The 23,152-nt window shown below is 55.5% G+C and carries 21 protein-coding genes; 9 read left to right on the forward strand and 12 right to left on the reverse strand.

All coding sequences use genetic code 11. The features are described 5' to 3' along the window. Window positions 1–26: 26 nt before the first annotated feature. Window positions 27–1,400 carry an MFS transporter gene (locus tag K5E19_RS06065; RefSeq protein ID WP_221550390.1) on the forward strand — a complete coding sequence of 458 codons (1,374 nt, stop codon included), beginning with the start codon at window positions 27–29 and terminating at the stop codon, window positions 1,398–1,400. A 50-nt stretch (window positions 1,401–1,450) separates the two neighbouring features. Here the strand turns inward: K5E19_RS06065 and htpX are convergent, their stop codons facing one another. From htpX to K5E19_RS06085, 4 genes are all read right to left on the reverse strand, one after another. Then, window positions 1,451–2,332 carry a protease HtpX gene (gene htpX / locus K5E19_RS06070; RefSeq protein WP_010432647.1) on the reverse strand — a complete coding sequence of 294 codons (882 nt, stop codon included), beginning with the start codon at window positions 2,330–2,332 and terminating at the stop codon, window positions 1,451–1,453. 193 nt (window positions 2,333–2,525) lie between these two features. Further along, on the reverse strand, window positions 2,526–4,574 hold the full coding sequence (prc, locus tag K5E19_RS06075; RefSeq protein ID WP_221550391.1) for a carboxy terminal-processing peptidase: 2,049 nt from the start codon (window positions 4,572–4,574) through the stop codon (window positions 2,526–2,528). Window positions 4,575–4,593: 19 nt separating this feature from the next. Next, window positions 4,594–5,280, reverse strand: a complete 687-nt coding sequence (gene proQ, locus K5E19_RS06080) for an RNA chaperone ProQ (protein WP_042717984.1) — start codon at window positions 5,278–5,280, stop codon at window positions 4,594–4,596. 96 nt (window positions 5,281–5,376) lie between these two features. Further along, complete coding sequence (locus K5E19_RS06085; protein WP_010432639.1) at window positions 5,377–5,874, reverse strand: GAF domain-containing protein; 498 nt, start codon at window positions 5,872–5,874, stop codon at window positions 5,377–5,379. 132 nt (window positions 5,875–6,006) lie between these two features. Between K5E19_RS06085 and yebS the strand changes: the two genes are divergently transcribed. From yebS to K5E19_RS06105, 4 genes are all read left to right on the forward strand, one after another. After that, window positions 6,007–7,290: a membrane integrity lipid transport subunit YebS gene (gene yebS, locus K5E19_RS06090; protein ID WP_221550392.1), complete on the forward strand. Its 1,284-nt coding sequence runs from the start codon at window positions 6,007–6,009 to the stop codon at window positions 7,288–7,290. Then, the gene (locus tag K5E19_RS06095) at window positions 7,259–9,892 is read left to right on the forward strand and encodes a PqiB family protein (protein WP_221550393.1); all 2,634 of its coding nucleotides are present in this window, start codon (window positions 7,259–7,261) and stop codon (window positions 9,890–9,892) included. Before yebS ends, K5E19_RS06095 begins: the two co-directional genes overlap by 32 nt. A gap of 71 nt (window positions 9,893–9,963) precedes the next feature. Next, window positions 9,964–11,412, forward strand: coding sequence for a 16S rRNA (cytosine(1407)-C(5))-methyltransferase RsmF (gene rsmF / locus K5E19_RS06100; RefSeq protein WP_409334598.1), 1,449 nt, complete (start codon window positions 9,964–9,966; stop codon window positions 11,410–11,412). Between the two features lie 104 nt (window positions 11,413–11,516). Further along, entirely contained in the window at window positions 11,517–11,756 is a 240-nt protein-coding gene (locus K5E19_RS06105) for a YebV family protein (RefSeq protein ID WP_042717979.1), read from the forward strand. Between the two features lie 34 nt (window positions 11,757–11,790). Here K5E19_RS06105 and pphA read toward each other — a convergent pair whose 3' ends face one another. The 4 genes from pphA to yobA form a co-directional block, all read right to left on the reverse strand. Further along, window positions 11,791–12,429: a protein-serine/threonine phosphatase gene (gene pphA, locus K5E19_RS06110; RefSeq protein WP_221550395.1), complete on the reverse strand. Its 639-nt coding sequence runs from the start codon at window positions 12,427–12,429 to the stop codon at window positions 11,791–11,793. Window positions 12,430–12,892: 463 nt separating this feature from the next. Next, window positions 12,893–13,231, reverse strand: coding sequence for a YebY family protein (locus K5E19_RS06115; RefSeq protein WP_010432621.1), 339 nt, complete (start codon window positions 13,229–13,231; stop codon window positions 12,893–12,895). Window positions 13,232–13,247: 16 nt separating this feature from the next. Continuing rightward, on the reverse strand, window positions 13,248–14,117 hold the full coding sequence (gene copD, locus K5E19_RS06120; protein ID WP_221550396.1) for a copper homeostasis membrane protein CopD: 870 nt from the start codon (window positions 14,115–14,117) through the stop codon (window positions 13,248–13,250). Window position 14,118: 1 nt separating this feature from the next. Beyond that, window positions 14,119–14,490 (reverse strand): CopC domain-containing protein YobA, encoded by a 372-nt coding sequence (gene yobA, locus K5E19_RS06125; RefSeq protein ID WP_221550397.1) that lies wholly within the window; start codon window positions 14,488–14,490, stop codon window positions 14,119–14,121. A 137-nt stretch (window positions 14,491–14,627) separates the two neighbouring features. On the opposite strand from yobA, the gene K5E19_RS06130 reads away from it, so the two are divergent. From K5E19_RS06130 to exoX, 3 genes are all read left to right on the forward strand, one after another. Continuing rightward, window positions 14,628–14,858: a DNA polymerase III subunit theta gene (locus tag K5E19_RS06130; protein WP_010432616.1), complete on the forward strand. Its 231-nt coding sequence runs from the start codon at window positions 14,628–14,630 to the stop codon at window positions 14,856–14,858. A 110-nt stretch (window positions 14,859–14,968) separates the two neighbouring features. After that, window positions 14,969–15,619 (forward strand): carbon-nitrogen hydrolase family protein, encoded by a 651-nt coding sequence (locus K5E19_RS06135; protein ID WP_221550398.1) that lies wholly within the window; start codon window positions 14,969–14,971, stop codon window positions 15,617–15,619. Between the two features lie 24 nt (window positions 15,620–15,643). After that, window positions 15,644–16,306, forward strand: coding sequence for an exodeoxyribonuclease X (gene exoX / locus K5E19_RS06140; protein WP_221550399.1), 663 nt, complete (start codon window positions 15,644–15,646; stop codon window positions 16,304–16,306). Here the strand turns inward: exoX and ptrB are convergent. Both ptrB and K5E19_RS06150 read right to left on the reverse strand, forming a co-directional pair. Then, window positions 16,303–18,363, reverse strand: a complete 2,061-nt coding sequence (ptrB, locus tag K5E19_RS06145; RefSeq protein ID WP_221550400.1) for an oligopeptidase B — start codon at window positions 18,361–18,363, stop codon at window positions 16,303–16,305. The genes exoX and ptrB overlap by 4 nt on opposite strands. A gap of 83 nt (window positions 18,364–18,446) precedes the next feature. Continuing rightward, complete coding sequence (locus K5E19_RS06150) at window positions 18,447–19,100, reverse strand: tellurite resistance TerB family protein (protein ID WP_221550401.1); 654 nt, start codon at window positions 19,098–19,100, stop codon at window positions 18,447–18,449. 171 nt (window positions 19,101–19,271) lie between these two features. Here K5E19_RS06150 and purT point away from each other — a divergent pair, with 171 nt between their 5' ends. After that, complete coding sequence (gene purT, locus K5E19_RS06155) at window positions 19,272–20,450, forward strand: formate-dependent phosphoribosylglycinamide formyltransferase (RefSeq protein ID WP_221550402.1); 1,179 nt, start codon at window positions 19,272–19,274, stop codon at window positions 20,448–20,450. Window positions 20,451–20,491: 41 nt separating this feature from the next. Here purT and kdgA read toward each other — a convergent pair whose 3' ends face one another. Both kdgA and edd read right to left on the reverse strand, forming a co-directional pair. After that, the gene (gene kdgA / locus K5E19_RS06160) at window positions 20,492–21,133 is read right to left on the reverse strand and encodes a bifunctional 4-hydroxy-2-oxoglutarate aldolase/2-dehydro-3-deoxy-phosphogluconate aldolase (protein WP_006811025.1); all 642 of its coding nucleotides are present in this window, start codon (window positions 21,131–21,133) and stop codon (window positions 20,492–20,494) included. 39 nt (window positions 21,134–21,172) lie between these two features. After that, on the reverse strand, window positions 21,173–22,984 hold the full coding sequence (gene edd, locus K5E19_RS06165) for a phosphogluconate dehydratase (RefSeq protein WP_221550403.1): 1,812 nt from the start codon (window positions 22,982–22,984) through the stop codon (window positions 21,173–21,175). Between the last annotated feature and the right edge of the window lie 168 nt (window positions 22,985–23,152).

A 23,152-nucleotide genomic window follows, 5' to 3' on the forward strand; every position in this document is an offset into this window, starting at 1 on the left:
ATTTCCTACCGAGCTATTCATCCATAATGCAAAAAATCCTTTCCGATGGCCTGCCTTTGCCCCAGCGTTACGGCGCTATTGCGACGATTATCATCGGCATTTCCATGGCCGTTCTCGACGGTGCCATTGCTAACGTGGCCCTGCCAACGATAGCCAGCGATCTGCAGGCCTCGCCCGCCAGTTCGATCTGGATCGTCAACGCCTACCAGATCGCCATTGTGGTTTCGCTGCTCTCATTCTCTTTTCTGGGCGACATGTTCGGCTATCGCCGGGTTTATCAGTGCGGGCTGGTGGTTTTTACCCTGACCTCGCTCTTCTGCGCCCTTTCAGATTCGCTGCACACCCTGACGATAGCCCGTATTGCCCAGGGTTTTGGCGGCGCGGCGCTGATGAGCGTCAACACCGCGCTGATCCGCTTAATTTACCCGCAGCGTCATCTGGGGCGCGGGATGGGGATCAACTCCTTTATTGTCGCGGTCTCTTCTGCCGCCGGGCCAACTATCGCGGCGGCCATTCTTTCAGTCGCCTCCTGGCAATGGCTTTTCGCCATCAACGTGCCGCTCGGCATCGTCGCGATTGGCTTTGCCCTGCGCTATCTACCTGGTAATGGCCCGAAAAGCACAATGCCCCGCTTTGATCTGCCCAGTGCGGTAATGAATGCCCTGACCTTTGGCCTGCTGATCACTGCTCTGAGCGGGTTTGCCCAGGGTCAGTCGCTGGCGCTTACCGGCGCAGAGCTCGCCGCCCTGCTGGTTGTAGGCTTCTTCTTTGTACGTCGCCAGCTTGCACTGCCGGTACCATTGTTGCCGGTAGACCTGCTGCGTATTCCCCTTTTCTCGCTGTCTATTTGCACCTCGATCTGCTCGTTCTGTGCCCAGATGCTGGCGCTGGTTTCCCTGCCCTTCTTCCTGCAGAGTGTAGTCGGTCGGTCTGAGGTTGAAACCGGGCTGCTGTTAACGCCGTGGCCGCTGGCGACGATGGTGATGGCGCCGCTGGCCGGGTATTTGATCGAACGCGTGCATGCCGGACTGCTGGGTGCAATCGGGCTGACGGTGATGGCAACCGGCTTGTTTGCCCTGGCTCTGCTTCCCTCATCGCCTACGGATCTGGATATCATCTGGCGCATGATCCTGTGCGGTGCGGGTTTTGGTTTGTTCCAGTCGCCTAACAACCACACCATTATCACTTCCGCACCGCGCCATCGCAGCGGGGGAGCCAGCGGCATGCTCGGCACGGCGCGCCTGCTGGGTCAAAGTACTGGTGCTGCACTGGTTGCGCTGATGTTTAACCTTGCCGGGCAGAACGGTAACCACGTTGCGCTCCTGACCGCAGGGTTCCTTGCAAGCCTCGCGGCCATAATCAGCGGACTCCGGGTCACCCAGCCCGGCGTGAAGGCATAAAAAAAGCCGGGCGGAGTACTCTCCAGCCCGGCTTTTTCGGTGTTTTCGCGTTACTTCAGGTATTCGCCACTGCGCAGCGCTTCAATACGTTTATCAAGCGGCGGGTGAGACATAAACAGCTCACTGAGTGATTTCGATTTACCGTTAATACAGAAGGCCATCATGCTGTTTGCTTCCTGCGGCTCGTAGCTGGTCTTCAGACGCTGCAGGGCAGCAATCATTTTCTCACGCCCTACCAGTTTTGCAGATCCCGCATCCGCGTGGAACTCACGATGACGGGAGAACCACATGGTAATGATGCTTGCCAGAATACCGAACACCAGCTCAAGGACCATCGAAACAGCGAAATAGATCAGCGGGTTTCCGTTGCTCTCTTCTCCTTCGTCGCGGTTCCCCCCCATAAAGCCTGCCGCGATTTGCGCCAGGATACGAGAGATGAAGATCACGAAGGTGTTCACCACGCCCTGAATCAGGGTCATGGTCACCATATCACCGTTCGCGATATGGCTGATTTCGTGAGCGATAACCGCTTCGGCTTCGTCACGGCTCATGTTCTGCAGCAGACCTGTGCTGACGGCAACCAGAGACGCATCACGACGCGCACCCGTTGCAAAGGCGTTAATGTCCGGCGCATGGTAAATCGCAACCTGCGGCATCGCGATGCCTGCCTGTTTTGACTGCTGAGCCACCGTGTTCATCAGCCACTGTTCCATATCGTTACGCGGCTGCTCGATAACTTCACCACCGACTGATTTCAGCGCCATCCACTTCGACATGAGCAGTGAGATGAATGAGCCACCAAAACCAAACAGCAGCGCCATAATCAACAGACCCTGAACGCTGCTCGACTGAATTCCTGTCAGGCTTAGCACCAGCCCGAATACCACCATAACCGCCAGGTTGGTGAGCAGGAAGAGCGCGATTCGCATCATAATTTTCTTTTAACCTCTGTTTAACAAAACGCACTATGCGATTACCCACATCGTATGGGTATTGTGGCTATTTTCAAGGATTCGAGGGGTGTAAGTCACCAGAAAGACACAACTTTACACAATTGAAATTCAGGTTGACGAGAGGAAGCAGAACTAAAAAAAACAGGCACAATGTCTTGTGCCTGTTGAGGGATTATTTTGTAGGTGCCGGTTGCACTGCGGGTTTCTCTTTCTCCAGATTCGCCAGGTCGAGGGCGATATGCACCGTCTCGTCCAGATACGGATCCGGCTCCTGGTAATCTTTTGGCAGATCGTCCAGTTTTTTGAGCAGAGGCTTACCTTCACGTTTGAAGCGATCGTTGATACGCGCCAGACGCGTTGCGTCATCCTCATTGTTCTCTTTTTCACGCTGAGCGTAATTGAGAGAAACAATGTTCCGCTTCGCCTTCAGGGCATTGAAACGCGCAATGTCCTTCATGATGTACTGGAATTCAGGATCTTTGAGGATGCGTTCGTTATGGTCTTTCAACAATGCAGGACCAAACTGCGTCATGTCGCCAGATTTCACGAATGTCGCAGCATTGATGCTATCCCACGGCAACGCGTTATCTTCAAACTTCTCGCCCGTTTCGGTCTCTTCGGTGCCCGTTGGCATCATGATATCCGGCGTCACGCCTTTACGCTGCGTACTGCCACCGTTCACGCGATAAAACTTTTGAATGGTGTACTGAACGGAGCCCAGTGCAGGCCATTCCGGGCGCAGCATCTGATCGTAAATACGGTTCAGAGAGCGGTACTGCTGGACGGTGCCTTTACCAAAGGTCGGCTCACCGACGATAAGCGCACGGCCATAGTCCTGCATTGCCGCGGCAAAGATCTCCGAAGCAGACGCACTGAAGCGATCGACTAACACCACCAGCGGGCCTTTGTAATAGACCACACCATCGGTATCGGCATCTTCACGCACTTTACCGTTGTTATCACGGACCTGAACAACCGGGCCAGACGGGATAAACAGACCCGACAGGGAAACCGCTTCGGTCAGCGCCCCACCGCCGTTGCTGCGCAGATCGATGATCACGCTGCTGACATTCTGTTTTTCCAGCTTCTGCAACTGCACTTTTACGTCGTCAGTCAGACCAACGTAGAAGCCAGGGATATCCAGAACACCGACTTTCTCTTTACCGACGGTTTTCACCGACATTTTGACGGCACGGTCTTCAAGACGAATGCGCTCGCGCGTCAGGGTAACGATACGGGTTTTGGTCCCTTTCCCTGCTGGCAGAATCTCAAGGCGAACTTTGCTACCTTTCGGCCCTTTAATCAGCGCAACCACATCGTCCAGGCGCCAGCCGATGACATCGACCATGTTCTGTCCGGTTTGACCAACACCGACAATGCGATCGCCTACGCTAATCGCTTTGCTTTTGGAGGCTGGACCACCTGCCACCATGGAGTTGATCAGGGTATAGTCATCGTCCATCTGCAACACCGCGCCAATACCTTCCAGAGACAGGCTCATTTCGGTATTAAACTGCTCAGTGTTACGTGGAGAGAGATAGTTGGTATGCGGATCGATTTCGTGGGCGAACGCCGTCATTGCCAGGGAGAACACATCTTCACTGTTGGTCTGCGCCAGGCGACGGATGGCAAATTTGTAGCGACGGTTTAAGGTCTCACGAATTTCTTTCTCGTCTTTGCCGGTGAGCTTGAGGCTCAGTTCGTCATATTTAACTTTTCCGTCCCACAGCGCATTCAGCTCGGCTTCGTCTTTCGGCCATGGCGCTTTGCTGCGATCCAGATTAAAGGTGTCGTTGCCGGTAAAGTCCATTGGACGTTCCAGCACTTTCAGCGCGTATTGATAACGTTCAAAACGACGCTTTTGCGATAAATTATACAGATCGTAGAACAGATCCAGCTTACCGGAGCGCAGTTCGTCACCCACGTCGGATTTACGTTTAGCGAACTGTTCGACGTCGCTGGCCAGCAATACGTTATGGCTGTAATCCAGCAAGTTCAGATAACGGTCGAAGATTTTGGCCGAAAAGGCCTGATCGAGATCGAACTGACGATAGTGCGAACGAGTAAAGCGCGACGTCACGCGCTCACTCACCGTCGCATGCTGCGTCTCTTCCTTCAATACCGGAATTTGATCAACACGCGTAATATCGTCCACAGCGAAGGCGTGACCTGTTATAGCAAACAGGCCCGCCAGCGCGGTGAGCTTAAAAAAAGTGTTCATGCCAGGCTTGGCCTCCGTTTCAGAACAACAAGTGTTCTGCGCGTACTATCATTGACATACCAGAAGTCAGCTGTACACGAACGCCGTCTTTGGTGATTTCCAGTACGGTGGCGTCCATCGCATTGTTACCCGCTTTGACCTTCAGAGCCTGACCGACGCTCAGGGCGTTAATGTCAGAAACTGGGGTATGGCGCTGCTCTTCACGAGGCGCGCGTGGGGCTTTAGCTGCTGGTTTGTCAGCACGCGGTTTGCGATCGTTATTCTCATTGCGACGCGGTGCTGGACGCGGTTTACGCTCGCGACGAGGTGCATCTTCCTGACCATTGGCCGCAGCGGCTTCGCGTTTTTTCGCTTGCTGTTCGGCACGCTGTGCCTGAACGCGTGCTTTGGCTTCTTCCAGCTGCTTACGCGCATGTTCAACGTGCTGCTCGTCCAGTTCGCCGCAAGGGTTGCCGTCGAGATCAACACGGGTTGCGCCCGGTTTGATACCGTACAGGTAACGCCAGCTTGACGTATAAAGACGTAAGGCAGAGCGAAGCTGCGTTTTGCTGAGATTCATCTCACCTTCAACACGCGCGACCAGATCCTGAAAGATACCGACTTTCAGAGGACGAGCCTCACCTTCAGCGCTGAAGCACTGAGGAAAACGCTCGGCCAGAAATGCGATAACTTCTTTACTGCTATTCAACTTAGGTTGATTTTCCATGAAATTTCCTGATTACAACGGACGTTGCCAACTCGCGCAGGCATGAACAGGCGACATTATAATGACGCTATCAGTAATTGCTACGTTATCCGTTGATTATCCTGCGACGCTCGCAAAGAATTTTTGATAATCGGTTGCTGCCAGAACGTTTTCCAGATTCGCTGCCAGCTCTCGCAGGCCCTGCTCGTCTTCGGAGGTAAAGCGACTGAAGGCCGTACTGTCGATGTCCAGAACGCCAATAATCTGATTTTTTACCACCAGCGGCAGCACGATTTCAGAATTACTGGCCGCATCACACGCAATGTGACCGTCGAAGGCGTGAACATCCTCCACGCGCTGGACCTGGTTTGTGGCCACCGCGGTACCGCATACGCCGCGTCCGACCGGAATACGCACACAGGCCAGTTTTCCCTGGAAAGGCCCCAGCACCAGTGTTTCACCTTCAAGAAGGTAAAAACCGGCCCAGTTAACCTCGGTCAACCGTTCAAACAATAATGCACTTGTATTTGCCAGAGTGGCTAAGAAGCTGGTTTCACCTGCCATCAATGCCTTAAAATCGCGGTTGAGATCCGCGTAGAATTCTGTTTTGCTCATTCTTCAATCACTTAGTTGTCTTACAAAATTACCGCATAGCCTATTAAAATAAGCATTAAATGCGCTCATGCTCAAGATGAATCAATTCATGAGTTAATATAACTTTCAACAATACACTTTTGTGCGCAGCTGATGGCCTTAAAAACAACCAAAATTACGCCGACAAAGAAGATCACTATCCATAAGGTCAGTGAAGCCCTGCCTCGTGCACATTATCAGCGTTGCCCGCAGTGCGATACGCTTTTTATGTTGCCGAAGATGAAATCGCACCAAAGTGCCTTTTGTCCCTGCTGTGACGCCAAAATCCGCGACGGGCGGGACTGGTCGTTGACCCGTCTGGCAGCCATGGCCGTGACAATGCTGTTGCTTATGCCCTTTGCCTGGAGCGAGCCGCTGCTGAAACTTTATCTGCTCGGCGTGCGTATTGATGCCAACGTGCTGCAGGGGATCTGGCAGATGACGCGCCAGGGCGATCCCCTGACCGCCGCCATGGTGCTGTTCTGTACCGTCGGTGCGCCTCTGGTGTTGGTCGCCGCCATCGCCTATCTGTGGCTTGGTAACATTCTTGGGATGAATCTGCGCCCCGTGTTGCTGATGCTCGATAAGCTGAAAGAGTGGGTCATGCTGGACATCTATCTGGTCGGGGTCGGCGTGGCGTCAATTAAAGTGCAGGACTACGCATTTTTGCAGCCCGGCGTTGGGCTGTTTGCCTTCATCTGCCTGGTATTGCTCAGTATTCTGACGCTGATCCATCTGAACGTAGAGCAGCTTTGGGAGCGTTTTTATCCCCAGCGCCCTGCCTCGCGTCCGGATGAAAACCTGCGCGTCTGTCTGGGTTGCCATTATACTGGTTTGCCTGATACACGGGGACGCTGCCCGCGATGCCATATCCCATTAAGGCTGAGGCGCAACAACAGCCTGCAAAAATGCTGGGCAGCGTTGATTGCTTCCATGGTATTCCTGATCCCGGCTAACATGCTGCCGATTTCAATCATTTACGTGAATGGCGCGCGCCAGGAAGACACCATCCTTTCAGGGATTATCTCTCTCGCCCACAGCAACGTGGGCGTGGCGGCCATTGTCTTTATCGCCAGTATCCTGGTGCCGTTCACCAAAGTGGTGGTGATGTTTACGCTGCTCATCAGCATCCATTTTAAATGCGAACAGGGCCTGCGCACGCGCATCCTGCTTCTGCGCTTTGTTACCTGGATTGGTCGCTGGTCGATGTTGGATCTGTTCGTGATTTCGTTGATGATGTCGCTCATCAATCGCGATCAGCTGCTTGCTTTTACAATGGGACCCGCAGCTTTTTATTTCGGCTCTGCGGTGATATTGACTATTCTTGCTGTGGAATGGCTGGATAGCCGCTTACTTTGGGATGCACATGAGTCAGGAAACGCCCGCTTCGCCGACTGAAGCGAGAATTAAAACAAAACGCCGCATTTCGCCATTCTGGTTGCTGCCCGTCATCGCTCTGATGATCGCGGGCTGGCTTATCTGGACGAGCTATGAAGATCGCGGAAGTACCGTCACCATTGACTTCCAGACCGCCGACGGTATCGTCGCCGGACGCACCCCCGTTCGCTTCCAGGGGGTGGAAGTCGGTACGGTCCAGGACATCACGCTGGGAAAAGGGCTGAACAAAATTCAGGTGCGAGTCAGTATTAAATCTGACATGCAGGATGCCCTGCGCAGCGAAACGCAGTTCTGGCTGGTGACGCCGAAAGCCTCCCTCGCCGGTGTGTCGGGGCTGGATGCCCTGGTTGGCGGTAACTATATCGGCATGATGCCGGGTAAAGGCGAGCCGCAGGATCACTTTGTGGCGCTTGATACGCAGCCGAAGTATCGACTCAATAACGGCGACCTGATGATTCATCTGCAGGCACCTGACCTGGGTTCACTGAACAGCGGTTCGCTGGTGTACTTCCGCAAAATTCCGGTAGGCCGCGTTTACGACTATGCGATCAACCCGAATAAACAGGGTGTGACCATTGATGTCCTCATCGATCGCCGCTTCACTAACCTGGTGAAAAAAGGCAGCCGCTTCTGGAATGTGTCCGGCGTGGATGCAGACGTCAGCCTGAGCGGTGCAAAAGTGAAGCTGGAGAGTCTGGCGGCGCTGGTGAACGGCGCTATCGCGTTCGACTCCCCGGAGGGGTCCAGCCCTGCCAAGGCCGATGACACCTTTGGGCTGTACGCCGATCTGGCCCACAGCCAGCGCGGTGTGATAGTGAAACTTACCCTGCCCGACGCCAAAGGGCTGAAAGCCGGTTCTACACCGCTAATGTATCAAGGGCTGGAGGTCGGACAGCTCACAAAAATGACGCTCAATCCCGGCGGGTCCGTAACCGGGGAGATGACAGTTGATCCGAGCGTGGTCGATCTCCTGCGCGAGAAAACGCGTATTGAGATGCGCAGTCCAAAACTGTCGCTGAGCGATGCCAGCATCAGCAGCCTGCTCACGGGCAGTACGTTTGAACTTATCCCCGGAGAGGGCCAGCCCAGCAACAGTTTTGTCATCGCCCCGGCGGACAAAGCACTGCTGCAAAAACCAGGGGTAGTGACAATTACGCTTAACGCTCCAGAAAGTTACGGCATTGAAGCCGGTCAGCCGCTGATCTTACATGGCGTGCAGGTCGGTCAGGTGCTGGAGCGTACGCTTTCGGAGAAAGGCGTCACCTTCTCGGCCGCTATCGATCCGCAGTACAGCGATTTGGTCCATGGTGACAGTAAGTTTGTGGTGAACAGCCGCGTCGATGTGAAGGTCGGCCTGGACGGCGTTGAGTTCCTCGGGGCCAGCGCCAGCGAATGGGTCAACGGCGGGATCCGCATTCTGCCGGGCAATAAAGGCCCCGTGCGGGAAAGTTATCCCCTGTATGCCAATCTGGACAAGGCGATTGAAAACAGCCTAAGCGATCTGCCTACCACCACGCTGACGCTGAGCGCCGAGACGCTGCCGGACGTGCAGGCCGGTTCGGTTGTGCTGTATCGCAAGTTTGAGGTCGGGGAAGTGATCGCCGTACGTCCACGCGCGGACGCCTTTGATATCGAACTGCATATCAAGCCGGAATACCGCAAGCTGCTCACAGCAAATAGCGTATTCTGGGCGGAAGGCGGTGCGAAGGTCCAGCTTAACGGCAGCGGATTAACCGTGCAGGCATCGCCTCTCTCCCGCGCACTGCGCGGCGCGATTAGCTTCGATAATCTGCCCGGTGCCGGTGGCGATATGCGCAAGGGGGACAAGCGTATCCTCTTCCCGTCTGAGACCGCGGCGCGTGCCGTAGGCGGACAGATCACCCTCCATGCCTTTGATGCGGGGAAACTCGCTGAGGGAATGCCCATTCGCTATCTGGGCATTGATATCGGGCAGATCCAGAAGCTGACGCTGATCACATCGCGCAATGAAGTGCAGGCCACCGCCGTGCTCTATCCGGAGTACGTGCAGACCTTCGCCCGTGCGGGGTCGCGTTTCTCCGTGGTCACGCCGCAGATTTCTGCCGCAGGGGTTGAGCATCTCGACACGATTTTGCAGCCCTACATCAACGTGGAAGCCGGTCGAGGCAAACCCCGCCGCGACTTTGAACTGCAGGAAGCGACGATTACCGACTCGCGCTACCTTGATGGCCTGAGCATTGTGGTGGAGGTCCCGGAAGCGGGTGGACTGTCCATCGGTACACCGGTGCTGTTCCGCGGTATTGAAGTCGGTACGGTGACGGGGCTGACGCTGGGTACGCTTTCGGACCGTGTCATGGTCGCGCTGCGCATTAGCGATCGTTACCAGCACCTGGTTCGCAACAACTCCGTATTCTGGCTGGCCTCAGGGTATTCACTGGACTTTGGCCTGACGGGCGGCGTGGTGAAAACCGGTACCTTTAACCAGTTCATACGCGGCGGTATCGCCTTCGCAACGCCGCCGGGTACACCGCTGGCACCGAAGGCCCAGCCGGGTAAACACTTCCTGCTGCTTGAAAGTGAACCCAAAGAGTGGCGCGAATGGGGAACCGCCCTGCCGCGTTAATCTGAAAGGCTCCGGTGTCAACGCGCCGGAGCCTTTATGCTACACTGCGCGCCTGAATGTTTCCCTGTGGTGTGCCCGTGGCTCAAAACTCCGTATTTCTTCCTGAACAATTCCTGGCGCAGATGCGCGAGGCGCTTCCTTCTCATCTTTCCTTCGATGATTTTATCGCCGCGTGCCAGCGTCCGCTGCGTCGTAGCATCCGCATCAATACGCTCAAAATCAGCGTGGCCGATTTTCTGACGCTGGTGTCGCCGTATGGCTGGCAACTTACGCCGGTGCCATGGTGTGAAGAGGGTTTCTGGATCGAGCGCGACGACGAGGACGATTTACCGCTGGGCAGCACCGCTGAACACCTGAGCGGGCTGTTTTATATTCAGGAAGCGAGTTCGATGCTGCCGGTTGCCGCCCTGTTCGCTGAGGGTAACGCGCCCGAACGCGTGATGGATGTCGCCGCCGCGCCCGGCTCAAAAACCACGCAGATTGCCGCACGCATGGGCAACCGCGGGGCGATCCTCGCCAACGAGTTTTCCGCCAGCCGCGTGAAGGTGCTCCACGCCAATATCAGCCGCTGCGGTATTCATAACGTGGCCCTGACGCATTTTGACGGCCGCGTATTCGGTGCCGCCTTGCCGGAGGCATTCGATGCCATTCTGCTGGATGCTCCCTGCTCCGGCGAGGGCGTGGTGCGAAAAGATCCTGATGCGCTCAAAAACTGGTCGGTGGAAAGCAACCTGGATATCGCTGCCACACAGCGCGAGCTGATTGAGAGTGCGTTTCACGCCCTGCGTCCTGGCGGCACGCTGGTCTACTCAACCTGCACCTTAAACCGCGATGAGAACGAAGAGGTTTGTCTGTGGTTGAAAGCGCAATACCCGGATGCGGTCGAGTTCTTGCCCCTTAATAACTTATTTGCCACGGCACAAGAGGCGGCTACGCCCGACGGTTTTCTCCACGTGTTTCCGCAAATTTACGACTGCGAAGGGTTCTTTGTCGCACGTCTGCGTAAAACGCAGGCGGTAGATCCCCTGCCAACACCAAAATTCAAAGTCGGTAATTTCCCCTTTGCGCCGCTTAAAGGTCGCGATGCCGCGCAGCTTGAAGCCGCCGCCAACAGGGTTGGGCTGGTCTGGGACGAGAGTTTGCACCTCTGGACACGCGATAAGGAGATATGGCTGTTCCCGGCACACGCTGAGCCGCTTATCGGTAAAGTCCGCTTTTCCCGTATCGGTATCCGCCTGGCGGAAGTGCACAACAAAGGGTATCGCTGGCAGCACGAGGCGGTTATTGCGCTGGCGGGTCGCGACAACACCTTTGAGCTGACGTATCAGGAAGCCGAAGAGTGGTATCGCGGGCGTGACGTCTACCCTGAAACCACCCCGTCGCAGGATGAGGTCATTGTTACCTATCAGGGCTTCCCGTTGGGGCTGGCGAAAAAGGTCGGGTCACGGCTGAAAAATAATTATCCGCGCGAACTGGTTCGTGATGGTCGCTTGTTTACGGGTAACACTCGCACTGACTAAAAAAGCGCATTTTTTTACTGGCGATTTTGCTCTCCTTGTCTAGGCTAAAAAATGGATGCCCGTACTGGTCATACCAGATTTTTGCAACGAACCCGGAGAGCACTATGACGAAAACCAGCGTGCGCATTGGCGCTTTTGAAATCGACGACGCAGAATTGCGCGGCGAAGCGCAAGGCGATCGAACGTTAAGTATTCCCTGCAAATCCGACCCGGATTTGTGCATGCAGCTTGATGCATGGGATGCCGACACCAGCGTCCCGGCAATCCTTGACGGAGAACATTCAGTCCTTTACCGCGAGCATTACGACCGTAACACTGATGCCTGGGTCTTGCGTCTTGCCTGACCTAAAGTGAACCCGCCCGAAGGCGGGTTATTTATTACTGCAGCTGAACCAGCGTAAGAAAACCACCGAACACCGCACCGGTGTCGATATAGTGCAGGTTATTAAAGTCATAGCGCTTATCCACCGGCGTATGCCCGAACCAGAAATGATCCGCCCCCTGGATCCCCTGCCCTTTACCCACCATAAACCCCATTAAACGGTCACGATCCCATAGCACGCGCTGCGCGCTCACCGGTTTGTTCCAGACGTACGCCTCTGCCGGATAATCCGCGTGGGCGACAACATTCAGGCCGTTTACACAGGTTATTTCAATAATATGCGGTAATTCCCGACACGCTTCGAGTAACGTCCGTGCGCGCGTTTTGTCCTGGAGCGTTGAAAACCACATACCGCCATTCATCGTCCAGAGAGCAAAATCATTACTTTCAAGTGCATCCAGCGCCATTTGTTCATGATTCCCGCGCACCGCCCGAAACCATTTCTCATGCAGAAGCTGTAAACACTTCACGCTATCGGGACCGCGATCGATGATATCCCCTACAGAAATCAGCAGATCTGCACAGGGATCAAAGTGGCGACGTTTCAGTTCGTCCATGAGCCATTGATAGCAGCCATGAATATCGCTAACAACCCAGACGTGACGCCAGTTTTTACCCTCAATTCTCTGATACATAACGCCTCCTTTGAGAAGTATAGCTGCCGTTGAACTTCGCCTGCGCAGGCGTCAGTGACCCGCAGTCGTCTTTCGCCAACTACGCACAAGAATTTAACAAAACAGTCAAAAAGGGCTGGACTTAGGCCTGCCGTAGTGTGGTATGTTTGAACCAGGCGTACAGGAAGTGTGCTTTCTGCAGAGGTCGATAATCGGATTTTGTCGTTTACTTTCATGCAGATAAAAAGAGACCGAATACGATTCCTGTATTCGGTCCAGGGAAATGGCTCTTGGGAGAGAGCCGTGCGCTAAAAGTTGGCATTAATGCAGGCTAAGTCGCCTTGCCTTTTAAGAATAGATGACGACGCCAGGTTTTCCAGTCCACAGTTAAAGTGGCCTGAAAAAAAGCGTCGGAGCATCATTAAACGTAAAAAACCGCAGTGCTTTCGCTAGCATCTGCGGTTTTTTATTGGAAACATTGGCGTTAGCAGAGTTTATCCGCGCGCTCGATAAACGGTGCCAGGCTCATCTTCTGGCCAGGTTTAGCGGGATCGTCAATCTGGATAATGCTAATCGGTTGTCCGTTACTCTTCCCGCTGGCAACCTGCTGCTCTGCGGTATCGTTTAACGGATATTGCACCAGCGTGCTTGGGTTGATCGCGTACAGGGCGTGGCCAGGACGACAGGTCAACATCACCTCTTCACGATTGAAGGCCCATTTTTCCTTCCCCACCTCGAAACGGCTGACGGTGATCACCTGCGGCGCGGCCAGCGCACTCCCGGTGCAGGCCAACAGTAAAAGAGAAAGTAGTGTCTTTTTCATATGTCTTTAAACCTTGTCAAAAGGGTTCCCAGGTCGCAAACAGACTGACCGTGGCCAGTACCAACGCGCCCAGCACCACTTCTGCCTGTGTCATCCTGATAAAAAGGGTTTGCTCCCACCCGGCATCCGGACGAAAGCGTGGCACCAGAAAATACCGATTCGCCAGCGCAATTACCACCATCAACGCCACCAGCGCACATTTGAACAACAACATTTTTACGTAGCCCGCCTGCCAGGGCACATTGATGCCGGTAATAAACAGCGAGTTAATGATACCCGTGAATATCACGCCAGCCACGGCATAGTGCCCCACGCGGGAAAAGCGCATCATGGTATAGACCGCCGCCGTCTGCCAGCGTCCGCTCGAGAGACGCATACAAAACAGTAGCGGCAGCAATCCGCCAAGCCAGGCTGCCGCGCAGAGGAGATGGATCGCATGATTAAGGCGGTGCAGTGCGCCCGGCGCACCGTCATCCATTGCCGCATGCCCGACGCCCGCCAGCAGGACAAACTGCCCCATCGCAAGCAGCAACAGCCGCGAACCTTTTTGTGGAGCAAGCCACGCGGCACCGGCGGTGACGATGGCCAGAACGATTTGCCACAGCCAGACGCCGCCAAACTGCGTCCCCAGCACGCTTCGCCAGATATCCGCACTCAGCACGTCAGGCCAGCCGTTGCCCATCATGCCGCCCTGCACCGCAAACATCAGGAGTGCGGTCACAAGGCTGATTAACGCGGCCATTTTCTGCTGCGACTGAAAGCGTCGTAACATCAGGCGTTGCAGTGACGACGGCGCAAACCAGACGCTGTAGAGCGCATTGCCAAAAATCAGCATCAGCGCGCCGAAATGGATGAAGCGTAACGCCACGTAGACCAGCGCCAGCATGTTACTTCACGCTAAAGTGATAGCTGCCTTTGGTTTTGTGGCCGTCAACCGAGACCACATGCCAGTCCACCTGATAGGTGCCCGCCGCCAGCGGCTGTTCCAGTGGCACAACCAGCCGGGCGTTGTCTTTTTCATCCCGCTTCACGGGACCGGTTTTCATCACCTGCTGTTGCGCATCGGTCACTACAACGCCGCTAAATGCCGGTTCAATACCTTCAGAGAAGTTCAGCGTAAGGGTCTGCGGGGCCGCTACCTGAGTATTGGCCGCCGGGGATTGCTGTTTGAGATGCGCGTGTGCCAGAACGGCGGGCGTCACTGCCGACGCGATCAATAAAGTGAGCGCACGCACCGCGCGGGAAGAGGAGAAATCCATCAGAATCATTCCTTTTTGTTATGCCTGTAAGGTAAAGAATAACGCTGTATAATAAACGAGTCGAGGATCATCCTCCCTTCGCTTGTCATCGTCATCCAATCGCGGTAACGTTGCCGCCGCATAAAAAGGAGAAGGTAATGAACATTAATCTGGCTGCCCTTCCTCAGGACGAGATGGACAAAGTCAATGTCGATCTCGCTGCCGCTGGCGTGGCATTTAAAGAACGCTACAACATGCCCATCGTGGCTGAAGTTGTCGAGCGTGAACAACCCGCGCACCTGCGCGACTGGTTTCGCGAACGCCTGATTGCGCATCGCCTGGCCTCGGTTAACCTCTCGCGACTGCCGTACGAACCTAAAGTTAAATAAGCTTAACGACGCATTACACTTCCTTACGCGGATTATGGCAGGATAAGAAAACCCTTATAAAATTAGGTGTATTCTTAAATCCCGGCGACTCAGTGTATAAGGAAGTCACGATGTCTCGATGGAATATTGCAGCAGCTCAATATGCCGCACAGCACCCCAGTGTCGATAGCCATGTAAAACACCACCTCCGTTTCATTGACGAAGCGGCGCGACAGCAGTGTCAGCTGCTGGTGTTTCCTGAACTCTCATTAACAGGCCCCGGCGAGGCTGACCTGCCCGCGCCGCCCGACGATCTGCAACTTTCTCCGCTCCTTCACGCCGCGCAGGCATACAACATAACGGTTATTGCAGGGCTGACGCTCGTTCATCAGGGCCAGCGTCAGAAAGGACTTGCCCTCTTCACGCCCCATCTCGATACCGTTCTACGTTATCCTCAGGGAAGCGGTGCGAGCCTGATCCCGGGGGATAAACAGCTCACCATTATCGATACCCAGTCAGAAACGCCTAACCTCGATCCGCAAGCCACGCTATTTACCAGCTGCCAGGCGGTAGGCGATAACCGCTGGCGACAGTCCATCAGCACATTGCAGCGCTTCGCGCATAAGTACGCCATTGCGGTATTAATGGCTAACGCCCGCAGCGGCAGCGCATTATGGGATGAAAAAGGTCAGCTGATCGTTCGCGCCGACAAAGGCGAGCTGCTCTTAACCGGATCTCTTGGCAGACAGGGTTGGCAAGGCGATATCATTCCTTTAGGCTAAGCGTTTTAGGGTCAGGAGCGATCAATGCTGCGCGTCATCGATACCGAAACCTGCGATCTGCAGGGCGGAATAGTAGAAGTGGCTTCAGTCGATGTGGTTGACGGAAAGATCGTCAACCCGATGAGCCACCTGGTGCGTCCCGACCGTCCGATAAGTCCGCAGGCGATGGCAATCCATCGCATTACGGAGTCGATGGTGGCGGACAAGCCATGGATTGAAGAGATCATACCGCATTATTACGGCAGCCCGTGGTATGTCGCACATAACGCCAGCTTCGATCGCCGCGTGCTCCCGGAAATGCCGGGGGAATGGATTTGCACCATGAAGCTGGCTCGTCGACTGTGGCCGGGGATTAAATACAGCAATATGGCGTTGTATAAATCCCGCAAGCTCAGCGTCAAAACGCCTGAGGGACTGCACCATCACCGCGCCCTCTATGACTGCTATATCACCGCCGCGTTGCTGATTGATATTATGAATATCTCTGGCTGGACGCCGGATGATATGGCAACCATCACCGGACGCCCTGCGCTGCTGACCACCTTTACCTTTGGGAAGTATCGCGGCAAACCGGTGTCGGAAGTGGCGGACAAAGATCCGGGTTATCTGCGCTGGCTGTATAACAACCTCGACAGAATGAGCCCGGAGCTTCGCCTGACGCTGAAGCACTATCTGGGTGACGCCTAACGTTCTGCGCGGCCTGGCAGCGTATCCTGCGCCAGGCCAATCAGGAACGCGTACTCCAGCGCGACGCCTTCATAGGATTTAAATCGCCCTGACTTACCCCCGTGCCCGGAGTCCATGTCGGTACAGAGCAGCAGCAGATTATCGTCAGTTTTCAGTTCACGCAGCTTCGCCACCCATTTCGCAGGTTCCCAGTATTGTACCTGTGAATCATGCAGTCCTGTGGTGACCAGCAGATGCGGATACGCTTTCGCCTTCACGTTATCGTAAGGGCTGTACTCTTTCATGTAGCGATAATAGATTTCGTCCTGAGGATTCCCCCACTCTTCAAATTCACCCGTGGTTAACGGGATAGACTCATCCAGCATGGTGGTCACCACATCGACAAACGGAACCTGCGCGATGATGCCCTTAAAGCGCTCAGGGCGCTGATTAATCACGGCCCCCATCAGCATGCCGCCCGCGCTTCCCCCCATCCCAAAGCAGAGCGTCGGGTCGCCATAGCCTTGTTCGATGAGGGCATCGCAGACGTCGAGATAGTCATTGAACGTGTTTTTCTTCTTCAGGAATTTCCCCTCTTCATACCAGTGCTGGCCCAGTTCACCGCCACCGCGCACGTGGGCAATAGCATAGACAAAGCCGCGGTCGAGAAGGCTCAAACGACTACTGCTGAAATCCGCATCCATACTGGAGCCATAGGAGCCGTAGCCGTAAACCAGAAGAGGGTTTTTACCCTTGTTAAAATGCGCCTTGTGATACACCAGTGAGACCGGCACCTCAACGCCATCGCGGGCGGTCACCCACAGGTGTTCGCTGCGGTAGTTATCCGACTCGAATCCTTTCACCTCAGCCTGTTTAATCACCTGGCGCTGCCCGGTGTCCATATCCAGTTCAAACAGGGTGTCCGGCGTCGTCATTGAAGAGTAGCCATAACGCAGGCGCGACGATTCCGGTTCAGGGTTAAAGCCAATCCACGTGACATAGGCCGGATCGTCAAAGGCAATTCCCACGACCTCCCGCGTTTTCCTGTTGATTTGGCGGATACTGGTCAACCCCCGCTGACGCTCTTCCACCACCAGCCAGTCGGTAAACAGCGTAAAGCCTTCCAGCATCACCTGCTCCCGCGCGGGGATCAGCACCTCCCACTTGCGCTCATCACGCACTTTGGTTTTGTAGAGGCCGAAGTTTTTACCCTCGCGATTCGAGCGCAGGTAAAAACTGTGCTGGAAATGGTCAAGACTGTACTCATGATCTTTGCGGCGCGGCAGGAAGCAGAGCGGCTGAGCATCAGGCAGTTCGGCATCCAGCAGCAGGACTTCCGAGGTGGTGGCGCTGGCCAGGTAAATAATTACATAGTGACGCGATGAGGTTTTGTGCAGGCTGACGTAAAACGTCTCGTCTTTCTCTTCGTACACCAGCTCATCATCGGCAGAATCCGTCCCTACGGTGTGCCGCCAGACCTGGTAAGGCAGCAGCGTGGACGCATGCTTTTTGACGTAGTAGACCGTTTCAGAATCATTCGCCCAGACAAAATCCGGGGAGATATTCTCCAGCATTTCCGGATACCAGTTCCCCGACTCGAGATTGCGGAAGCGCAGGCCGTACTGTCGGCGAGAAAGATAGTCTTCTGCGAGCGCCATAATGGCGTTATCTGGCGATACCGACATACCGCCCAGCGTATAAAACTCACTGTGAGCGGCACGCTGATTGGCGTCCAGCAGGATTTCCCATTCATCCCATTCGGCACATAGCACCGACTGGCGCTGATAGATGGGGTATTCATTTCCGGGCTCATAGATATGACGGTAGCGATAACCGTTTTTGGTCCAGGGGGCAGACACATCGCGCTGGGGAATACGCTGCACCATTTCGTTCAGCAGCTGGTCCTGCAGCGCCTGCTGGCTGGACATGACCTTGCGGCCATAGTCGTTTTCCTGGTGCAGATAGTCGAGCACGTCTGGCTGGGAACGAGAGTCATCCCGCAGCCAGTAATAGTGGTCTATGCGCGTATCACCATGCGTGGTGATCGCATAAGGAGTACGTCGGGCTTTCGGTGGCATGTCATGATTCTTTTGAGTTTTACACCCTATAAGGTTGGCAAAACACGCGCATGATGCAAGCGAAACATGACCACATCAGATGATTACCCGGCCTGTAACGTCTGTTTTTGCTGCTGAATATCCTGCTCAATGCCCTCACGCACATCCTGAGGGATCTTTAGCGCATCGCCGAGCGCATTCAGATAGCTGCGCTCCATAAAGTGATCGACATCGATAGCCGCGCAGCTCAGAAAATAGAGTTCAAGCGCCTCTTCTTCGTTCTTCACGCTTTGCGCCAGACGCTGGGGATCGAGAGGCTGTTCGATGGCCTGTGCAACCAGCGCTCTTCCCTGCTCTTCCACACCGGCCTCACGCATCTGCTGCTCTATCGCCGCACGCTCTTTGTCATCGATATGACCGTCACTTTTGGCTGCGAATACCAGCGCCAGAATGAGCCGCTCCGTTCGGAGATCGAGCGGTGTAACATGCTCGCCGTATTGCGGTTCACCCTGATGCGCGGTGCGCACTTTGTCCTTGTATTTGTTCCACAGGACGGTACCCGCGATGGCTCCGCCCCCCGCGAGGAGTGCGCCAGTGCCATATTTTGCCAACAGCTTACGCGATGATTTATTGGCGACCAGCAGCCCCGCCAGTCCACCCAGCGCGCCCGGTACCAGAAGTTTGCTGAGCCCTTGCTCACCAGACGACACGCCTTTCTGACCCAACATGGATTGCAATTGATTTAACCAGCCTGACATGATTTCCCTCACTTAACAGTGCATATAGCTCACAGCCTAAGCGAGCCTGTGTCAGGATATGTCTGCCTGCGCTAAAGAAGCGCAAATTGTTGTGCGTTGAAAGTCCCCGTGCGCAAGACAGACGCAAACGTTTTCGTTTATACTGCCCGCAACTTTTTCAGGGGGATTTTTATGACTCGTTTAGGAACCGCGCTGCGACCTGCGGCGACGCGTGTGATGCTGTTGGGCTCGGGTGAGCTGGGAAAAGAGGTCGCCATCGAGTGCCAGCGTTTAGGTGTGGAAGTCATTGCCGTAGACCGTTACGCCGACGCACCCGCCATGCATGTCGCCCACCGTTCTTATGTGATTAACATGCTGGATGGCGATGCCCTTCGCGAATTGATTACGCGCGAGAAACCCGATTTTGTCGTACCGGAAATTGAAGCCATTGCCACCGACACGCTCATTGCGCTTGAGCAGGAAGGCCAGCGCGTGGTGCCCTGCGCGAAAGCCGCAAAGCTGACCATGAACCGCGAGGGCATTCGCCGCCTGGCCGCAGAAGAGCTGGGGTTGCCCACGTCGAGCTACCGTTTTGCGGGCGATAAGGCCGCATTCCTGCAGGCCGTCGAGGAGATTGGCTACCCGTGCATCGTTAAGCCGGTGATGAGCTCCTCCGGTAAAGGACAGAGCTTTATTCGTGACAGCAGCACGCTGGATAACGCGTGGGATTATGCCCAGCAGGGTGGCCGTGCCGGAGCCGGTCGCGTGATCGTCGAAGGCGTCGTGAAGTTTGATTTCGAAATCACTCTGCTCACCGTCAGCGCCGCTGACGGCGTCCATTTCTGCGACCCGATTGGCCACCGTCAGGAAGATGGCGATTACCGCGAATCCTGGCAGCCACAGCAGATGAGCGCCCTGGCGCTGGAGCGTGCTCAGGAGATCGCCCGTAAAACCGTCCTGGCGCTGGGCGGCTATGGTCTCTTCGGCGTGGAGCTGTTTGTGTGCGGTGATGAGGTGATTTTCAGCGAAGTCTCCCCTCGCCCGCATGATACCGGCATGGTGACGCTCATTTCGCAGGATCTCTCGGAGTTCGCCCTTCACGTGCGCGCTTTCCTCGGCCTGCCCGTTGGCGGTATCCGTCAGTATGGTCCTGCGGCATCGGCAGTGATCCTGCCCGAGTTGACCAGCCGGAACGTGACGTTTGATAACGTCGACGGAGCGGTAGGCGCAGGCCTGCAGATCCGTTTGTTCGGCAAGCCGGAGATCGACGGAACCCGTCGTTTGGGCGTAGCGTTAGCCACCGGGCATAACGTTGACGACGCCGTGGCGAGAGCAAAAGCGGCCGCTGCGAACGTCAGGGTAGAGGGATAAAAAAACGGGCCAAAAGGCCCGTTTTTCATGCTGCGATTAACTTACTGTTTCGCACCTTCAACCGCTTCGCGAGCCAGTTTGGTGATGCGATCCCAGTCACCGGCTTCCAGCGCATCCGCCGGCACCAGCCATGAACCGCCGATACACAGAACGCTTTTCAGCGCCAGGTAGTCACGGTAGTTGGCAGGAGAGATACCGCCGGTCGGGCAGAAACGTACCTGAGAGAATGGACCCGCAATCGCCTGCAGCGCTTTGGTGCCGCCGTTGGCTTCAGCCGGGAAGAATTTAAACTCTTTCAGACCGTAATCCATGCCCAGCATCAGTTCAGACACGGTGCTGATACCAGGGATCAGAGGAATAGAACCTTCGGTTGCCGCTTTCAGCAAAGGCTCAGTCAGGCCCGGGCTGATAGCGAACTGAGCACCGGCTTCGGTCACTTCAGCCAGCTGCTGCGCATTCAGAACGGTACCCGCACCGATGATGGCGTCCGGCACTTCTTTGGCGATAGCGCGGATAGCGTCCATCGCACACGCGGTACGCAGGGTCACTTCCAGAACGCGAACGCCGCCCGCAACCAGCGCTTTCGCCATTGGAACAGCGTGCTCCAGTTTGTTCACCACGATGACCGGCACGACAGGGCCAGTGGTCAGGATTGCTTCTGCACTTGTTTTCCAGTTTTTCATCAGAGTTCTCTCTCGCCAGATCGTTAAAATCAAGTCTTCTTAAAACGTAATACAGGTTGCGCCCTGCTCCGCGCCGGACAACTTCTCGCGCAGCGCGCCAAACATTTCGCGTCCGGTACCCACGCGCGACGCGCTCAGGTCAGGAATATGGGGCTGACGTGCCGCCAGCTCTGCATCATCAACCAGCAGGGTTAACTCGCCTGTCTGGCCGTTCACGCGGATCATGTCGCCGTCACGCACTTTCGCCAGCAAACCACCGGCGTAGGCTTCCGGCGTCACGTGGATGGCAGAAGGCACTTTACCCGATGCGCCAGAGAGGCGTCCATCGGTCACCAGCGCAATTTTGAAACGGCGGTCCAATAATACACCAAGTGGTGGCATAAGTTTATGTAATTCTGGCATCCCGTTGGCTTTTGGCCCCTGATGACGCACCACCACCACGCAGTCCTTATCAAGCAGGCCCGCATCAAAAGCAGGCAGCACGTCGTGCTGGCTTTCGAACACCACCGCAGGCGCTTCGATAATCTGGTTCTCTTCCGGGACGGCAGAGGTTTTCATAACCGCACGACCAAGGTTACCGCTCAGCACTTTGGTGCCGCCGTGACGGGAGAACGGCTGTTCGAAGGTCGCGATAACCTGAGGATCGAGAGAGTCGCTCGCCCCTTCGCGCCAGTCCAGCTCGCCGTTGTTTAGCCACGGTTCGAGGGTATAACGCTGCAGGCCAAAGCCCGCCACCGTGTTCACGTCTTCATGCAGCAGACCGCCCTTCAGCAGCTCGCGCATCAGGACAGGAACGCCGCCCGCCGCCTGGAAGTGGTTGATGTCTGCCGGACCATTCGGGTACAGGCGCGCCATCAGCGGCACCACGGAGGAGATGTCGGAGAAGTCATCCCAGTTGATCAGGATGCCCGCCGCGCGCGCCATCGCGACCAGGTGCATGGTGTGGTTGGTTGAACCACCGGTTGCCAGCAGCGCAACAATCCCGTTGACGATAACTTTCTCATCAACCATTTTGCCCATCGGCATCCAGTCGTTGCCGTTCCCGGTCAGACGCGTCACCTGACGCGCCGCGGCTTCGGTCAGCGCCTTGCGCAGCGGCGCATCCGGCTGGATAAAGGACGAGCCAGGAAGCTGCATCCCCATGAACTCCACCACCATCTGGTTGGTGTTGGCCGTACCGTAGAAGGTACAGGTGCCCGGCGCATGGTAGGAGGCGGCTTCCGCTTCCAGCAGCGCCTGACGGTCGGCTTTGCCTTCCGCGTAGAGCTGGCGGATACGCACTTTTTCTTTATTTGGCAGACCGCTCGCCATCGGGCCTGACGGCACGAAAATCGCGGGCAGATGACCAAATGACAGCGCCGCCATCACCAGGCCAGGGACGATCTTGTCGCATACGCCGAGATAGAGCGCGCCATCGAACATATTGTGAGACAGGCCCACCGCGGCAGACATCGCAATCACTTCGCGGCTCAGCAGCGACAGCTCCATCCCGTCCTGTCCCTGCGTCACGCCGTCGCACATAGCGGGCACACCGCCTGCCACCTGACCCACGGCATTTACGCTGTGCAGCGCGTTACGAATGATTGACGGATAGACCTCATACGGCTGGTGCGCGGAGAGCATATCGTTGTAGGAGGTAATAATGGCGATATTGTTACGCAGCATGCTTTTCAGCGAATCTTTATCACCCGGCTGACAGGCGGCGAAACCGTGCGCGAGGTTACCGCAGGCCAGCTGCGAACGGTGGACGGTCTCACTCTTTGCTTGTTCAATACGGGCGAGGTAGGCGGAACGGGTCTCTTTCGAGCGTTCAATGATGCGTTGTGTTACGCGTAACAATGTCGGATTCATAAAAGCTCCTCTAATTTATTTGTCTGGGCTCGGGAGTTTACAAAGTCGCTGGCAGTTGTTAACAACGCTGAAACGCTTGCTGTCCGGAGCTCAAGGGCAAAATCGCTTCCGGCAGTGTAATAAAAAAAGCTCCGCGGGTGAATCCACGCGGAGCTTAAAAGTTTAAAA

The organism is Enterobacter sp. RIT637 (genome assembly GCF_019718755.1).
GTDB lineage: Bacteria > Pseudomonadota > Gammaproteobacteria > Enterobacterales > Enterobacteriaceae > Enterobacter.

Excerpts from the sequence above, each read along its gene's own strand:
- purT (WP_221550402.1), top strand. The coding sequence starts at position 19,272 with ATGACTCGTTTAGGAACCGCGCTGCGACCTGCGGCGACGCGTGTGATG.
- K5E19_RS06065 (WP_221550390.1), top strand. The coding sequence starts at position 27 with ATGCAAAAAATCCTTTCCGATGGCCTGCCTTTGCCCCAGCGTTACGGC.
- yobA (WP_221550397.1), bottom strand. The coding sequence starts at position 14,490 with ATGGATTTCTCCTCTTCCCGCGCGGTGCGTGCGCTCACTTTATTGATC.
- K5E19_RS06085 (WP_010432639.1), bottom strand. The coding sequence starts at position 5,874 with ATGAGCAAAACAGAATTCTACGCGGATCTCAACCGCGATTTTAAGGCA.
- copD (WP_221550396.1), bottom strand. The coding sequence starts at position 14,117 with ATGCTGGCGCTGGTCTACGTGGCGTTACGCTTCATCCATTTCGGCGCG.
- kdgA (WP_006811025.1), bottom strand. The coding sequence starts at position 21,133 with ATGAAAAACTGGAAAACAAGTGCAGAAGCAATCCTGACCACTGGCCCT.
- exoX (WP_221550399.1), top strand. The coding sequence starts at position 15,644 with ATGCTGCGCGTCATCGATACCGAAACCTGCGATCTGCAGGGCGGAATA.
- K5E19_RS06150 (WP_221550401.1), bottom strand. The coding sequence starts at position 19,100 with ATGTCAGGCTGGTTAAATCAATTGCAATCCATGTTGGGTCAGAAAGGC.
- proQ (WP_042717984.1), bottom strand. The coding sequence starts at position 5,280 with ATGGAAAATCAACCTAAGTTGAATAGCAGTAAAGAAGTTATCGCATTT.
- K5E19_RS06115 (WP_010432621.1), bottom strand. The coding sequence starts at position 13,231 with ATGAAAAAGACACTACTTTCTCTTTTACTGTTGGCCTGCACCGGGAGT.
- ptrB (WP_221550400.1), bottom strand. The coding sequence starts at position 18,363 with ATGCCACCGAAAGCCCGACGTACTCCTTATGCGATCACCACGCATGGT.
- edd (WP_221550403.1), bottom strand. The coding sequence starts at position 22,984 with ATGAATCCGACATTGTTACGCGTAACACAACGCATCATTGAACGCTCG.
- prc (WP_221550391.1), bottom strand. The coding sequence starts at position 4,574 with ATGAACACTTTTTTTAAGCTCACCGCGCTGGCGGGCCTGTTTGCTATA.
- K5E19_RS06135 (WP_221550398.1), top strand. The coding sequence starts at position 14,969 with ATGTCTCGATGGAATATTGCAGCAGCTCAATATGCCGCACAGCACCCC.
- htpX (WP_010432647.1), bottom strand. The coding sequence starts at position 2,332 with ATGATGCGAATCGCGCTCTTCCTGCTCACCAACCTGGCGGTTATGGTG.
- K5E19_RS06105 (WP_042717979.1), top strand. The coding sequence starts at position 11,517 with ATGACGAAAACCAGCGTGCGCATTGGCGCTTTTGAAATCGACGACGCA.
- pphA (WP_221550395.1), bottom strand. The coding sequence starts at position 12,429 with ATGTATCAGAGAATTGAGGGTAAAAACTGGCGTCACGTCTGGGTTGTT.
- K5E19_RS06130 (WP_010432616.1), top strand. The coding sequence starts at position 14,628 with ATGAACATTAATCTGGCTGCCCTTCCTCAGGACGAGATGGACAAAGTC.
- yebS (WP_221550392.1), top strand. The coding sequence starts at position 6,007 with ATGGCCTTAAAAACAACCAAAATTACGCCGACAAAGAAGATCACTATC.
- K5E19_RS06095 (WP_221550393.1), top strand. The coding sequence starts at position 7,259 with ATGAGTCAGGAAACGCCCGCTTCGCCGACTGAAGCGAGAATTAAAACA.